Below are 14,917 nucleotides of genomic sequence, written 5' to 3'. Positions count from 1 at the left end.
CCACCGAGATCGACGACTCCGTCGCCTCCGACTCCTAACCCCTGACGCCGCAAAGACCCCTCCACGGGTCCTTGCCCCCATCGACATCATCGTCATCAGTGAAGGGAAGGAACATCCATGGACACCATCGGATCCGTCCGTGAAGGCATGGACGTCTTCACCGCCTTTGGTCACCGAGTCGGCACCATCGCGAGCATAAAGATGGGCGATCCCGACGCCGTCACCGCCGAAGGCCAGCAACCGGACCGGGGCGGCAGCATTCTAGGAGCGATTGCCTCCGCCTTCGACGGCAGCCCCGACCTCCCCGAGGAGCGCCGGGAACGGCTCCTGCGCCTGGGTTACATCGAGATCAACGGTACGGGGCCGGGGAACCACATGTACGAGTCAGCAGAGGCCGTCGACCGAGTCACCGATGAGGGCGTGTTCCTGAACCGCTCCGCTGCGTTGACCCAGACCTGACTCCGGCGCCCTAACCGAACAGCCCCCACCCCCTAATCCCCCCGGAATCTCGTGTGCGAGGAGGACGAGCCATGACGTGTCAGCAGACTCCAGCATCTCCTTGCACACTCCGGTGGCACCAAGCCCACCGGTCAATGTTCACGCCTCGGTCCACGGTCGACTCAGGGGCATGTCCGGCACGGGCCCTCAGGCGGGCAACAACGGTCGGTCTGACCGTCGCCATTGCGGCGGTGACAGTGGTGCTGCTGGGAGGATGCGCGACCGCATCCTCCCAGCCCGGTATCGGCCGCGGCACCCAGATGGAGATGGGCCAGGTGCAGGGCATCGACCTGAAACTAGTGACTGAAGCACCCGACGAACCGGCTCGCATCCTAGGTACCCTGATCAACACAGGAGAAACCCCTGTCGAGGTTATCCTCCGCGACACTGATGACATAGCCACGCTGACCATCGGAGCCGAGGACATGTTCCGGTTCGCTGACCATACGACCATTTTCAGCACCACCGACGCCGACATCGGCGACACCGCACCACTGCTCATCACCGTCCCGGTCACCGCCAGCGAGGAATCCGTTGCGGTGCCAGTGTACGAAGGCAGCATCGGCGGCTACAGCGACCAGACACCTTGAGGTCCCTGAGGCCACTGAAGTCCCTGGTCCTGACGCGAACACTACTCCGCCAGCGAATCAACGCAGTCCCACCCCGATGCATCACGGACTCATAGACGAGGAAGCAGCATGGACGACCACACGATGTGCAGGCTACGTCACTCCCTGGGCCTGCCGACACTTCTGCTGTGCTGGACGCTCACTATCGCTAGCTGCGGGATACCCGAAGCCACCGCTGAAACATCAGCTTCCGATGCCGGTCGCAAGGTAGGCGTCGTCGAACTGCAGAAACTGCTCCTCGTCACGGCGGGTGAGGGCAGGGCAGGCAGAATTCTTGGAACACTCGTCAACGACTCCACTGCGCCCGTCGAGGTAATGATCAGCGACCTCGACGACGCGGTGACAGTCGTCGTACCAGCGCACGCGAACTACCCGTTCACTATTCGAGAAACCATCTTCGACACCGTCGACGCCCAACCAGGCCACACCATCACCATGACCGTCACGACCCCTGCGGTATCAGCGGCTATCGACATCCCCGTTGTCGACGGTACGAAGGACCCCTACACGTCCTACCTGCCGGCCGGAACGTGAAGAACTGACAAAAAAGCGCCCGGACCTGGCATCTTCTCGGCTTCCCGTTCGTTGCACCAAGGCAACGGAAACCGAAAGAGTGGAGCGTATGGACAACCCACACGAACACCACACATACGAGGATGCCGGTATGGACGCCATCCTCAGGGCCTCTCGCGTCTTTATCGCCGTCGTCGCCAAATCCATTGCCGACATAGAAGACCTCGTCACCTACCCCCAATGGCGAATTCTCATCATCATCGCCACACGCGGACCCCAAACACATCGAGCCATCGCGGCGGATCTCGGAGTTCACCCGTCCAACGCGACCCGAGCGGTGGACAAACTTCAAGCAGCTGGGCTGGTTCGGAGGGAGGAAGACCCGCAAGATCGACGCTTCCATCGCCTCCAGCTCACCGATGAGGGCCAAGCCCTCGTCAACCGCGTCATGGCACAGCGCCGACACTCCCTCAACGAAGTGACTAGGCGGATGAACGACGAGGACCGGAACAATCTCGCGACAGCAATGTCCGCGTTCGCCGAAGCCGCCGGAGAGACTCCCGACGAGGCAACGCGTGCTGCCCTCGGCTTGAGCTAAGCCCCGGCCGTGGAGACGGCCGAAGTCAAACTGCCGTCAGGTGGAACGGTGCAACTTCAGGCGACGACCCAGGCCCGAACGCACCATCAGGACGACCAACATCAGCAGCGGTGGAACTGCCTCCTGCACTGGGTCGCGGGCCGGCCTGTCCGGCTCCGTCATTAACGACGACGAACATCCTGCCGCCGGATCGACAGCTAGGCCTGGATTTCCTTCAAGATTTTTCCGACGCCGCCGCCGTGCGTGCCGGAGTCCGCTTTGCGTGCTGAAGTGCACTCCAGCGGCCCCACCTGACGCGTATCCATGGCCATGGAGCAATTGAGCCGTCATACCTGGTCGCGAGGAGCGCCGCCTCGGCGACTTTATCGTGACCCCGAGCGAAGAACGTGCCCAGGCCGACCTCTTCTCCACAGCCGCACCAGCAGGTGCCCGTAGGAATCAGGCGACGATGCTCTGTCATGGCCATCCAATCAAAGTAGGGCTTCCAGAAGCATCGCCGCGCAGGCTCCACATCGTGTCGGCAGTTGTCGTTGCTCGGTACTCGTTGTCGAGCACCGTAAGCCCGACAATGTGCAGCCGCATGGCGTCCCAGATGGGGATGGAGCTGCGCCCCTCGTTACACGAGGCTTCAAGCGCACTTAGCCGTGCTACCTCCGTCGTGCAGGTCAGGATGACCGAACAGCCCGGGGAGACCACCGGTGTGGAGGAACACCACGCGGCCAGGAGGAGTCACATCGGTCGTTGCCGCTGCGATCAGTCCAGCCATCGCGCGACCGGTATAGGTGGGGTCGAGAACGATCCCCTCGGTGCGAGCCGCTAAGGTCATTGCCTGCCGGACTGCCGTAGTCAGATATTGATAGCCGTCACCGATCTGCGAATCATCGATGCGCAGGCCTTCCGCTGACACTCCCATCTCGGTCACAAGCAAGCTCACCGTGGCATGTGCATCCGCTACCGCCCCGGTGGCCACCCCGAGCACTCGAGATGTACCAAGGGCTGCAGCCAGGCCCGCCATTGTTCCGCCGGATCCTACCGCTACAACGACAACCCCGAGGTCTGGAACTTGGCTCAGTAACTCTTCTCCAGCCCGCTGGTAGGCCACCGCGCTCTCCGCACTGGTGCCGCCGAAGGGAATCAGGAAGGCCCCCCGTAAAAAGGCCTGTTCGGCAGCGACCGTTGCTGTTTCGCGATTCCCGGCGAACACGATCTCGGCTCCAAAGAGCTCGTCGAGCAGAAGGTTTCCTTGCAGGCGGGACGGCGCCTCACCCTCCAGCACGAGAACGCTTCGAAGTCCGCATCGCGCTGCAGCGGCAGCCGTCAAGCGAGCGTGGTTGCTCTGAGGCGCGCCGGTCGTGACGACTGTGCTCACTCCGGCCGCCAATGCAGCACTCATCGTGACCTCGAGCTTTCGGACCTTGTTGCCGCCACCGCCGAGACCGATGAGGTCGTCGCGCTTGATCAGCAGCCGGTGCGCGTCGAGCCCGATTGCCCGCGCGAGCCGAGGTGCGGAATCGATCGGTGTCGGCCGCGAGAAGAACGAGACAGCGGAATTCATCACGCGATCATATCTGAGCGGCTCCCTTGACCCCTGTGTACGAGAAGGCGGGAGGTGACGTCGAACGCGCAGGTGGGGGCGGAAGCGGACAGACTCGCGCCAACTGCCGCAGCTCCGTACGGTAGTGCCTGCCGCCCGAACTCAATTCGTAAGCGGAGCTTCGGACAGGGGACCCGGGACTTCACGCTTCCTAAACCAGGCAACACCAGCACTGATGCAATTGAGCGTGCCCGCTGGCCGGTTGTCGAGCGGCCCCGAGCTAGCTAGAGCTACGCCCCGCTCGAGGACCGATTTACGGACAGGCGACTTCGCCCTACCCGATACGATCCGAAGACGAACGGTGCAACCACCGTTCGCCCGTGCCGCCTTCCCCTTGTCAGGAGAACGTAATGTCCTCGTTCGGTGAGGTGCTCGCTCCGCGCCGGCTGGGCATCAGCTTCAGATGGTTGCTCGCGTCCACCTGGACGAGCAACATCGGTGACGGGATCGCCCTCTCGGCCGCTCCGCTGCTCATCGCGTCGGTGACGTCGTCGCCGCTTCTCGTCGCGTCCGGGGCCATGATGCAGATCCTGCCGTGGCTCCTGTTCGGACTCCTGGCGGGTTCGATCGCCGACCATCATGACCGGCGCCGCCTCGTCATGCTGGCGAACGGGGTTCGGGCCGTCATCGTCCTCGGCCTCGTGATCGTTCTCGTGACCGGTCGAGTGAGCATCTGGGTGGTGCTCGTCTCGGCTTTCCTGTACGGCACGGCCGAAGTCTTCGCGGACACGGCCGGCAGCACGCTGCTTCCCATGACGGTGCCATCGGCCGATCTCGGCGTCGGCAATGCCCGCATGCAGGCCGGATACCTCGTCGCCAACCAACTCGTCGGGCCGCCGCTGGGCGCTTTCCTCTTCGCTGTCGGCTCGTTCTGGCCGTTCACCGTGCAGATTCTCTGCGTGAGCCTCGCCGTCGTCCTCGTCTCGAGGATGGCGAGGACGCCTCCCCCGCAGCGGGACGTGACTGTTCTCGACGACGGCATCAAACCTCGGCCCATCCGGGAGGGCCTTTCCTGGCTGCGTGGCAACGCGCCCGTCCGGACGCTGATCCTCATCATCCTGATCTTCAACGTGACGTGGGCGGCCCCCTGGTCCGTCCTCGTGCTCTACGCCACGGAGTACCTGGGCCTCAGCGCCGTCGGCTACGGCCTGCTCGCGACCTCCGCGGCTCTCGGCGGACTCGTGGGAATCAGCTGTTTCGGCTGGCTCGAACGGCGGGTCCGCCTGGCAACCATGATGCGGGTCTGCCTCAGCCTCGAGGTGGTGATGCACCTGAGCTTCGCTCTCACGACGTCGGCCGTGCTCGCCTTCGTCATCATGTTCGGGTTCGGCATCTACGCCTTCATCTGGGGCACCATCTCGACGACGGTCCGGCAGCGCCTCGTTCCCCTGTCCCTGCAGGGGCGCATCGCTTCCGTCAACATGGTGGGCGTATTCGGTGGGCTCGTGATCGGACAGCTGCTCGGGGGGCTGGTCGCCCAGGTGTGGGGGCTGACCGGGCCGTGGTGGTTCGCCTTCGCGGGCTCCGCCATCACCCTGGCCCTCCTGTGGAAGGCCATCTCGAACATCTCCGCAGCCCCGCCCGCCCTCGAGCCAGAGGCACCGACCGCCTAGGGCCAGGGCTGGGCATCCACCGTGTCGTTGTTGACGAGGACCTCGAAGTGGCCGCTACGGATTAGGCTGTCGCACTCTCACAAGAATCCTGTAACGAAGTCCTGGCGCATCCGACGGAGACCCGTTCCGAACCATCAACGCCAGGGTTCAGGGTCCCGCCGGCTTGCAAGTCACGTTCTTCGAGGAACTCGAAACGCTCGAGCAACGGACAGGCAGAGAGGGCTTTTCTATCGACGACAAGTGCGCACGCTAAAACGATCGTGTTGCGGGACTGAGCGCGCGTCGACGTTCCTCACTGGGCACAGCTCTCGGACACGGCCCGTGAAACACGACGCGCCGTTCTCGCCGCTCATCGCGCAACGCGTTCCATGGACGGTCGATCACGAGACGGGGTGTACGGCCTAGCGCAGGATCCCTTTGGCACGGGCTGCGGCTACGGCGGCGGTGCGGGAGGTGACGTCGAGCTTGGAGAAGATGTGGGAGAGATGCGACTTGACCGTGGGTTCGCTGATGTAGAGGCTCGCAGCAATGTCGCTGTTGGAGTGTCCGGTGCTGACGAGTTCGAGGACCTCGATTTCACGTGAACTGAGATTGACGCTGGGCGCGCGAAGGCGGTTGAGGAGCCGGGAGGTGATGACGGGCGCGAGGGCGCTCTCTCCGGCAGCTGCAGCCCTGACCGCGGCCACTAACTCGTGGGGCGGTGCGTCCTTGAGGAGGTAGCCGCTGGCGCCGGCTTCGACGGCGCCGAGGATGTCGGCGTCGGAGTCGTAGTTCGTCAGGACCAGGACATAGGGGGCAGCTTCCAGGGACCTGATGCGCCGTGTGGCATCCGCGCCGGTGGACGTTGCTCGAGCACCGAACTGGAGGTCCATGAGAACGACGTCGGGACTTTCTCGCTGGACGGCAGCTACGGCTTCGTCAGGGGAGGCAGCTTCCGCGATGACGTCCAGGTCGTCTTCGAGGCTGAACAGGGCGATCAGGCCGGCCCGGACGATCGGGTGGTCGTCAGCGATAACGATCCTGATCATGGTGCGTCCTGCAGTGAGAGTTCGACGGTGAGATGTGTGCCGCGCCCGGGAGCAGCGTCGAGGATCAAAGTGCCACCGAGCTGTTCCACGCGTTCCTGGGTTGCTCGAAGCCCGAACGAATCCGACGTTTGTGTGGTCCCCTTGGTGAGGATGTCAGGGTCGAACCCTGTTCCGTCATCGACGATGGTGAACCGGAGCACGCTGTCGTCGAGGTCCAGTGTGATGGTAGCGGTAGTAGCGTTCGCGTGTTGCAGGACGTTCGCGACCGCTCCCTGGGCGATGCGTAGCAGTGCGGTCTGCAGGTGCATCGGCAGGATGACCGTGTCGGACACCCGCACCCGAACCTCGAGCCCTTGGGTGGCCCATTGGATGGCGGCGAGCCTGCGTAGGGCGCCTCCCAGCCCGTCATCGTCGAGGTTGGGTGGGGGGAGTTCCCGGATGAACCGGCGCGTGTCCGCAAGGCTTGCAGCCGCCGTTTCCCGCGCTAATCGAACGTGTTCGATTCCTGGCCGGTCCGGGTTCAACCGTTCGGCGGCGTGGAGCAGCATCTGAATGCTGGAAAGTCCCTGGGCGACGGTGTCATGAATCTCCCGTGCCAGACGGGACCGCTCTGCGAGTATTCCTGCTTCGTGCTCGGTCGCGGCGAGCTGGTCTCGCGCATCGAGCAGTTCCTGGACAAGTGCTTCTCGTTGCTCTGCCTCGCGGGCGAGGGCCTGGTAGCCAAGCCCAATGGGCAAGGCAACACCTGCGCCGACGAAGGGACCGACGACACCACCGACGGTCCAGCCACTATGGATACCCAGAGCGCTGACCGCTACAAGTGTCGACGCGATGATCGCTACTGTTCCCCACCTGCGACCCAGCAGGTGAAGGTAGAGAAAGAACAGGGGAAAGACCAAGTAAGCGGCATCAGGGCTGCGCGTCAGCAAGACAACCCATAACACCGACAGGACACACAACCAGGCGCTGGCCGGTGTGTTCGGTAGTGGACGGGCTGGTCGGAGCACGACGGCCCCGAGGCAGTACACCCCGATCAGGACGACGGTCAGCACGATGGTGACCAGAGCTGTGTCGGATGGAACAAGGACGGCGCGGGCAAGGACCACGACGGCGAGGACGATGAACAGGGTGTGCAGGCCGGTGCGCAGTCCCAGGAAGACCGGGGTCAGAGCAGTGTGGACCATGATCTGAATGCTACGCGCGCACCAGGTCCGGCCCATCGTCCGAAAGTACGACCAGGCAAGCATCCTTCCGATCAGCAGGAAGCAACCGGGAGACCGATGAACGCGCAGGCCCGCAACGGCAGAGTTGAACCTGTCACCGAGTCCGGTGGCAGGAAAGGGAAAACACCATGTTCGTCGCGCTACGTGACCTTCGCTTCGCCCGGGGACGTTTCGTCCTCATCGGGTCGGTCGTCGCTCTCATCACTGTCCTCGTCGGTTTCCTCAGCGGTCTGACCGGAGGCCTGGCCACCCAGAACATTTCGGCTGTCCTTGCCCTGTCCGCTGACCGGATCGTCTTCTCGTCCCCGGATGGTGGTGCTGGTGAGCCGACGTTCTCCGACTCTGCCATCACCGAGGAGCAGGCCCGTGCGTGGGCCACAACCGACGGCGTGACCTCTGCTGGGCCGGTGGGGATCAGCCAGACTCGCGCGGAGACCAGCACCGCTCGTGTGGCGGTAGCCGTGTTCGGTGTCGAGCCGGGATTTGATGCCATCTCACCTGCCGAGGACGGATTCCTGTCCCTGTCTGAGCCGGCCGCGAAGGACCTCGACGTGGTGAGCGGTGACAGCGTCACGATCGCCGGCACCTCCTACGTCGTGGAGACTGTCAGCGGCGACGACTGGTACAGCCACACCCCCGTCATCCAGATGACCCTCGATGACTGGCAGTCATACTCGGCGACCACCGGTAACACTGACGCCTACGCCACCGTCCTCGCCGTGACCGGCACCGCCGACTGGGCCGCCGCGGACAGCGCCCATGCCACGATCTCCAAGACCACCCTGGGCTCCCTGACCGCGCTCAGTGCGTTCAAGTCGGAAATCGGGTCACTTCTTCTGATGATCGGCATGCTGTTCGGTATCTCCGGACTGGTCATCGGAGCGTTCTTCACCGTTTGGACCATGCAGAGGAAAGCTGACATCGCAGTCCTCAAAGCCCTCGGAGCCAGCACCCGTTCCCTTGTTCGGGACGCTCTCGGACAAGCCCTCATCGTGCTGGTCCTGGGCATCGGTCTCGGCCTCGCGATCGTCGCCCTCCTCGGCACCCTCGCCGGATCCGCGCTGCCTTTCCTGCTCAGCCCGCTCACCACAGCACTTCCGGGCATCATCATGACTGCCCTCGGACTGGCCGGGGCAGCATTTGCCCTGCGCTCCGTCACCTCCGCCGACCCCCTCACCGCGCTAGGAGGCAACCGATGATCCGCCTGACCAACATCACCCTGACCTTCCCCGACGGAGACAGCACCATCACCGCCGTCGACCACGTAACCCTCGCCGGCCATCCCGGCACGGTCACCGGTATCACCGGCCCCAGCGGATCCGGGAAGTCCAGCCTCCTCGCGGTCGCGGCGACGCTCATCCGCCCCACCACGGGGCAAGTCCTCATCAACGACATCGACGCCACACACCTGACCCTGCAGGAAGCAACCGAGCTCAGGCGCACCAGCATCGGCATCGTGTTCCAGCAGTCCAACCTCGTTCCCTCCCTCACCGCGCGGGAACAACTGACCGTCATGAACGAACTCGGCGCCCGGAACAGCAGGAACAACCGCGCGAAGGCCGCGGCCCGTGCCGCTGATCTCCTGGACGCGGTCGGTCTCACCGACCAGGGGAACAAACGCCCCCACCAGCTCTCCGGCGGGCAACGCCAACGCATCAACATCGCACGCGCCCTCATGAACGATCCCAGCGTGCTCCTGGTGGATGAGCCCACCAGCGCCCTGGATCAGGAACGCGGCGCCAGCATCATCGAGCTCATCCTGCGTCTGACCAACGAACTGAACACCTCGACCCTGCTCGTCACCCACGACCTCACTCACCTACCCCGCATGCATGGAGTGGTGAACCTCGTCGACGGACGCCTCGTCGACATGGCGTCAGCTGCCTAGAACTGTCGTGGCCTGATCTTCGGGAGCTCTGACTGCAGCATCCCCTCAACAGCCGGGCACCACCCCACCTTCCTCCTGCGAGGCGATCGGAAGGTGAGGTGGAAGGTGAAACGGGAGGAGACCGCGCAGGGGTGACGCTGCGGACGGACGGTGACTCTTCGTAGGAGCACACTTCCAGCAACCGAGGAGGGGGGTGTGCCCCTCGAAAGCTTCCCGAAACCCGGGAAGGAGCCGTACTCTTCCGGGCGTTCTGTCACCTATCAAGCCGGAACATCGATTGTCTGTGCAACAGTAGAGACAAGTAGTGGTCAACCTGACCACTTCGAAGCCGGTCAGCCCGCGATAGCTGGTCATCCTGACCGCGAGAAAAAGGACACCCTCATGGCTGTCGATAAAACAGGCCGCCCGATCAAGGACTCCATCGACCGTGCTGTCCTCGAGGCGCTGGACGCTGATCCGAGAATGACCATCCTCGCGATCGCACATCGCACAGGACTGGCCCGCGGAACGGTTCAAGCCCGCCTCGAACGATACGAGCGCCTGGGAGTCCTCAGGGCCAACAGCGTCCGGATCGATCCAGCGGCCCTCGGCCTAGGCATCTCCGCCCACGTAGCGGCCGAACTCGACCAACACCGGATCGATATCGCAGTGGACGGCTTACGGGCCATCCCGGAAATCATCGAATGCCTCGCCCCGGCAGGGGAAACAGACCTTCTCTGCCGGGTCGTGGCACGAGACCCCGATGACCTGTACCGGGTATCAGAGGAAATACGACTCTGCCCCGGAATACTCCGAACCAGAACAAGCATGTTCCTTCGCCAGCCCATTCCCTACCGAATGAGCCCACTACTAGCCACCCTCACCACATAGGCTCATGTGCCCGTTTGCAAGCCCCGCGGCCACCCAGGGAACACCCCCTTGTCTGTGCCCACTTCACGGATCAGCATGGCTATCTGGGACTACTCGTTGAACCGAATGACGTCGCCGATGACGTCTCCACCATATGGAGTACCGCCTGGGAGATGCCCGACCCATCTTCGGTTACCCGCGTGTATGACCCTGACCGCAGCGACCTGAATACCCACCCGAATCTCGTTCATGAAAACCTAGGCGCCGGCGGGACAACCAGCACGGGCGCTGCCGCCGAAGGTCTACACGGGTCGATTCCGCTACGAGCGGCACTCGGTGATCTCCTCGCCCGGACCCTACGGGTCAATCCCCGACCTGAAAGGATCCCGGACGAGGGCCCCGCGGGGCCGGTCGGGAGCTGGTTCGGCCCCGACCGGGCTCCGCGGGTTCGCCGATGAGAGCAGTTAGTTCGCGTAGACGTCCACCAGGCGCAGGTCCGGCGTCCACAGCCCCAGCGAGTCGCCGGTGTTGTTGAGCACGGACGCCGGGATCGCGTTGAAGTAGGCGGTCGGCGTGTTCGTGCCGGGGCCGGTGTGGATGCGCAGCTCACCGCCGGGCTGCAGGACGTAGCCCTCCCCCACGCGCAGGATGTTGTTCGCGGCGTCCCGGACGAAGTAGCCGCTGACATCGAGTGCGGAACCCGAGACGTTCCGCAGCGTCACGTACTCGCCCGCGTCCGGCAGGACGTCGTCGCCCGCCGGGTTGTTCACGGCCCCGCTGATCTCCAGGGCCGCACCCGGGAACACGGGAAGCCCGCGCAGGTAGCGGCTGTTCTGGATCGGGAAGTCGGTGGTCACGACGTCGACACCGAGGTCCACCACGGCCTGCACGGCTTCCGGCGAGTTCACGGTGTAGACGCCCATCACGAGGCCGGCGTCCTTGACCCGGGCGACGTCGGCGGCGGTGAGGCCGCGGTAGTTCGCGCCGACGGAATCCACGAAGGTGGCCCATTCGGCCAGTACCTCGGACCCCGGGACCACCCCGGTGAGCTGCTGCAGCTCCACCTCCGGTGCCAGCGCGGCGAAGGTGCGGTTGGAGGACTCGTCGAAGCCGAGCACCTGCACCTTGTCCGCGTCGACCAGCTTCTGCCAGGCGGGATCGGTGCTCAGTTCACCGGCCACCAGTGCCTCGATGCCGGGCGAGTTCCGGGGCGACTTGATCTCGATGTACACGCCGGTGTTGCGGGTGGCCACTGTGGCGGCGTCGTCGAGGTGCGGGATCTTTTCGCCGATGAAACGCCCGTCGAAGTACGAACCGACGTCGAGCTGCTGCAGCTCGGCCCACGTGAAGGACGTGATCGGGTCGCCGGCGCGGCCCGGGAAGACGTCCTCCACATTGGTGGTGCGGGCGGGGGTGTCGTCATGGAAGAGGAACGGGACACCGTCGGCACTGAGCTGCACATCGATCTCGATAAAGTCCGCGCCGGAGGCCCGGCCGTCCTTGAAGGCTGCCACGGTGTTCTCGGGTGCCGTACCCGCGGCACCGCGGTGCCCCACGAGGATCGGGCCCACCTGGCGCTTGGCATCGTTGTTGCCCTCGGACGCCTCGGCGACGGCACCGACCGGTACGGCGTGAGCGGGAACAGCGAGGAACGAGAGTCCGACGGCGACGGCGGCAGCCGAGCGGACGGAACGGACGAAACGAGGCATGGGTGGATCCCTTCGGGTGGAGGATACGCGAGCGATGACCGCTCACATCGAGCCAACCCTCCCCACCCGGCCTGCCCGTCAATGGCGGGTGAACTGCCGGCGACGGGCACCGTTACCTCAGGTAACGGCCCGAGGGGATGCGCGGATCCACAGACATCGCGCGGTACTTACTCCGAGCCGACCCGGCTGCCTCAGAGTCCCAGTGAGGGAACGGCCAGCCCGAACTCACGTTTGAGCGCCAGCTTCGCCGCGTTGAGCCCGGCCATCCCGTGGACCCCGGGGCCGGGCGGCGTGGACTGAGAGCAGAGGTAGACCCCCTTGATCGGCGTGGACCAGGGCTGCAGGGACGGCACCGGGCGGGCGACGATCTGGCGGAGGTTCACCGCCCCGCTGCTGAAGTCACCGCCCACGTAGTTGGCGTTGTAGACCTCGAGCTCGCTCGCCGTCGTCGTATGGCTCTGCACGACGACGTCACGGAAGCCGGGCGCGAACCGCTCGATCTGCGCGGTCACCGCCTCCGCCATGTCCCGCGTGGAACCCCGAGGCACGTGGCAGTAGGTCCAGAGCGTGTGCCGGCCCTCGGGCGCGCGGGTCGGATCGAACGACGACGGCTGGGAGAGCAGCACGTACGGGCTGTCCGGGTGGTCGCCCCGGTTGACCTGCTTCTCGCCGGCGGCGATCTCCTCCCTCGTCCCGCCCAGGTGCGCGGTCCCGGCGCGGTGCAGCTCGGGATGGGTCCAGGGCACGGGACCGGACAGGATGAAGTCCACCTTGCAGGCGGCATTGCCGTAGGTGAAGGCCTTCAGCGCCGTCTCGTACGCGGCCGGGAGGCGCCCCCGGGACATGGCCCGGAAGGTCGTCGGAGCGACGTCGAGCAGCACCACCCGCGCGTCGGACACCTCCGCGAGGGTCTCGATCCTGCTGTCCGTGACGATCTGTCCACCGTGCTGCCGCACGTCGAGCGCCAGGGCGTCGGCGATGGACTGCGATCCCCCGACCGGGATGGGCCAGCCCACGGTGTGCGCCAGGAGGTTCAGCACCAGGCCTGCGCCGGCACCGGTCAGGGAGGGCAGGGTGCCCACGGGGTGCGCCATGACGCCCGTGACGAGGGCCTTCGCCTCCTCGGTGCTGAAGCGGCGGTTCCACCACGGCAGTCCCTGGTCGAGGACCGCGAGGCCGAAGCGCACGGTGGCCTCCGGGCTCTTCGGGACACGCACCACGTGGTTGAGGGTGAACGCGAGGATGTCCTGTTCGCGGTCGCTGAGCGGCTGCAGGAGCTTCCGGTACGCCTCCCCGTCCGCCCCGAGGCCCTCGACCGTCCTGTCGAGGCTGCGGTAGGCGATGCCGGCCCGTCCGTCGTCGAGCGGGTGGGCGAAGGAGACCTCGGGGACGGCGAAGCCGATGCGGCGGCTCAGCTCGAAGGCCCGGAAGAACGGCGAGGCGAGGGCCATCGGGTGGACGGCCGAACAGAAGTCGTGGAGGTGGTCCTGCTGCATGAGCTCGAGGGACCGGGACCCGCCGCCGATGGTCGGCGCTGCCTCGTGGATCCGCACGGACAGGCCCGCGCGCGCCATGACGACGGCGGCCGCGAGTCCGTTGGGACCGGCGCCGACGACCTCGACATCTACCATGGCTTCCTCTCTCCCGGGCGGGGTCGATCCCCGCCGGTCAGGTCTCCGTGCTCGTCCGGCTGCGCGCGCCGACCCGACCGGCCGCCTCCCGGAGGCGGCCGACGGTCCTGCGTGCTGCCGCCGGTCCGCTCCGCCGCGCGGCCAGCAGGAACGCCACCGCCGTGTACCGGCCCGCATCGAGCGGGACGTCGTACGTCGTGGGCACCACCACCACGTTCTTCGAGAAGTTCCGCTTGAACGTCGTGACGTTGGCCAGCGAGGGGTAGTTCTCGCTCTCGATACCGGTCAGTCCGCACGCCGTGTTCCCTGCAGCCTTGAGCGTCCTGAACGCCTCCCACAGGAGCAGGTAGGGGGCGAAGGTGGTGCGTGCCGCCTGCGTGCTGCCGGCGAAGTAGTACACGGCATGGCCGCGGTACTCGGTGGTGATGAGCCAGCTCAGCGGCTGCCCGTCACGATAGGCGACGAGCAGGCGGAGATGGTCACCGAGGACGGTCAGCAGGGTCTCGTAGTAGGACGAGTCGAAGGACTGGAAGCCGTCGCGTTCCGCGGTCTCCCGCATGATCGGGTACAGCTCGCTCGCGAAGACCTGCTTCCATTCCTCCCGCGGAATATGCCTGATCTCGATGCCGTTGCGCTGGGCCCGCCGGATGCTGTTGCGGGCGTTCGGCCGGAAGCTCTTCAGGAGGTCCGCCTCGGACGGCGTGAGGTCGACGACGATCTCGCGCTCGTACCAGCCGTGCTCGATCGGGCCGGTGGCGGGGGCCTGCAGGGTGGCGACCTGCAGGCGGACGTAGAGCGGGTGCACCGTCGGATGGTCGCTGAACTGCCGGCGCACCGTCTCCAGCAGCAGGCGTTCCGCCGCGGGCGTCCGCTCCGCGAACCAGACCGGTCCGTTCACCACGACGACGGATTCCCGGAAGCGGCGCACCACGTGCACGTAGCTGGCGGTTGCGACGAGCGTGCCCGCGGCGTCCCGGTAGGCCCAGATGCCCAGCGGCGTGCGCCCGAGGGCCCGCTCGAAGTCCACCCAGTCGGGCGTCTGCTCGAGCGGGATCAGCACCGCAGGGTGCGCGGCGGCGAGGGCGTCGAACGCCTGCCGGTCGAGCGGGCTGTAGGTCAGGAGTGCTGCGTTCACTGGGGGTCT

General features: G+C 65.6%; 14 protein-coding genes. 8 read left to right on the top strand and 6 right to left on the bottom strand.

What is annotated here, in order from left to right:
- Positions 1 to 117: 117 nt before the first annotated feature.
- The 4 genes from AC4D2F_RS16775 (at position 118) to AC4D2F_RS16760 (ending at position 2,238) form a co-directional block, all read left to right on the top strand.
- Positions 118 to 459, top strand: coding sequence for a hypothetical protein (locus tag AC4D2F_RS16775; RefSeq protein ID WP_490911608.1), 342 nt, complete (start codon positions 118 to 120; stop codon positions 457 to 459).
- A gap of 230 nt (positions 460 to 689) precedes the next feature.
- Entirely contained in the window at positions 690 to 1,088 is a 399-nt protein-coding gene (locus AC4D2F_RS16770) for a hypothetical protein (RefSeq protein ID WP_490911607.1), read from the top strand.
- Between the two features lie 108 nt (positions 1,089 to 1,196).
- The gene (locus AC4D2F_RS16765) at positions 1,197 to 1,661 is read left to right on the top strand and encodes a hypothetical protein (protein WP_490911606.1); all 465 of its coding nucleotides are present in this window, start codon (positions 1,197 to 1,199) and stop codon (positions 1,659 to 1,661) included.
- A gap of 88 nt (positions 1,662 to 1,749) precedes the next feature.
- Positions 1,750 to 2,238 (top strand): MarR family winged helix-turn-helix transcriptional regulator, encoded by a 489-nt coding sequence (locus tag AC4D2F_RS16760; RefSeq protein ID WP_490911605.1) that lies wholly within the window; start codon positions 1,750 to 1,752, stop codon positions 2,236 to 2,238.
- Between the two features lie 628 nt (positions 2,239 to 2,866).
- Here the strand turns inward: AC4D2F_RS16760 and AC4D2F_RS16755 are convergent.
- Positions 2,867 to 3,793, bottom strand: coding sequence for a pyridoxal-phosphate dependent enzyme (locus AC4D2F_RS16755; protein WP_490911604.1), 927 nt, complete (start codon positions 3,791 to 3,793; stop codon positions 2,867 to 2,869).
- A 389-nt stretch (positions 3,794 to 4,182) separates the two neighbouring features.
- Here AC4D2F_RS16755 and AC4D2F_RS16750 point away from each other — a divergent pair, with 389 nt between their 5' ends.
- Positions 4,183 to 5,445 carry an MFS transporter gene (locus tag AC4D2F_RS16750; RefSeq protein ID WP_490911603.1) on the top strand — a complete coding sequence of 421 codons (1,263 nt, stop codon included), beginning with the start codon at positions 4,183 to 4,185 and terminating at the stop codon, positions 5,443 to 5,445.
- Positions 5,446 to 5,846: 401 nt separating this feature from the next.
- Here the strand turns inward: AC4D2F_RS16750 and AC4D2F_RS16745 are convergent, their stop codons facing one another.
- Entirely contained in the window at positions 5,847 to 6,473 is a 627-nt protein-coding gene (locus AC4D2F_RS16745) for a response regulator (protein WP_490911602.1), read from the bottom strand.
- Positions 6,470 to 7,657 (bottom strand): sensor histidine kinase, encoded by a 1,188-nt coding sequence (locus AC4D2F_RS16740; protein WP_490911601.1) that lies wholly within the window; start codon positions 7,655 to 7,657, stop codon positions 6,470 to 6,472. Before AC4D2F_RS16740 ends, AC4D2F_RS16745 begins: the two co-directional genes overlap by 4 nt.
- Positions 7,658 to 7,824: 167 nt before the next feature.
- Between AC4D2F_RS16740 and AC4D2F_RS16735 the strand changes: the two genes are divergently transcribed.
- From AC4D2F_RS16735 to AC4D2F_RS16725, 3 genes are all read left to right on the top strand, one after another.
- Positions 7,825 to 8,895, top strand: a complete 1,071-nt coding sequence (locus AC4D2F_RS16735) for an ABC transporter permease (protein WP_490911600.1) — start codon at positions 7,825 to 7,827, stop codon at positions 8,893 to 8,895.
- A complete protein-coding gene (locus AC4D2F_RS16730; RefSeq protein WP_490911599.1) occupies positions 8,892 to 9,584 on the top strand; it encodes an ABC transporter ATP-binding protein in 693 nt (230 codons plus the stop codon). The genes AC4D2F_RS16735 and AC4D2F_RS16730 overlap by 4 nt, the downstream gene beginning before the upstream one ends.
- Before the next feature lie 381 nt (positions 9,585 to 9,965).
- The gene (locus AC4D2F_RS16725) at positions 9,966 to 10,454 is read left to right on the top strand and encodes an Lrp/AsnC family transcriptional regulator (RefSeq protein WP_490911624.1); all 489 of its coding nucleotides are present in this window, start codon (positions 9,966 to 9,968) and stop codon (positions 10,452 to 10,454) included.
- A gap of 443 nt (positions 10,455 to 10,897) precedes the next feature.
- Here the strand turns inward: AC4D2F_RS16725 and AC4D2F_RS16720 are convergent, their stop codons facing one another.
- The 3 genes from AC4D2F_RS16720 to AC4D2F_RS16710 form a co-directional block, all read right to left on the bottom strand.
- Positions 10,898 to 12,142, bottom strand: coding sequence for a glycerophosphodiester phosphodiesterase family protein (locus AC4D2F_RS16720; protein WP_490911598.1), 1,245 nt, complete (start codon positions 12,140 to 12,142; stop codon positions 10,898 to 10,900).
- 191 nt (positions 12,143 to 12,333) lie between these two features.
- Positions 12,334 to 13,773 (bottom strand): phytoene desaturase family protein, encoded by a 1,440-nt coding sequence (locus tag AC4D2F_RS16715; RefSeq protein WP_490911597.1) that lies wholly within the window; start codon positions 13,771 to 13,773, stop codon positions 12,334 to 12,336.
- A 37-nt stretch (positions 13,774 to 13,810) separates the two neighbouring features.
- Positions 13,811 to 14,908, bottom strand: coding sequence for a lipid II:glycine glycyltransferase FemX (locus tag AC4D2F_RS16710; protein ID WP_490911596.1), 1,098 nt, complete (start codon positions 14,906 to 14,908; stop codon positions 13,811 to 13,813).
- Between the last annotated feature and the right edge of the window lie 9 nt (positions 14,909 to 14,917).

This window comes from Arthrobacter sp. TJ-263 (assembly GCF_058269155.1).
Note: the sequence above shows the minus strand (reverse complement) of the source record. Positions and strands in the feature narration are given on the sequence as shown.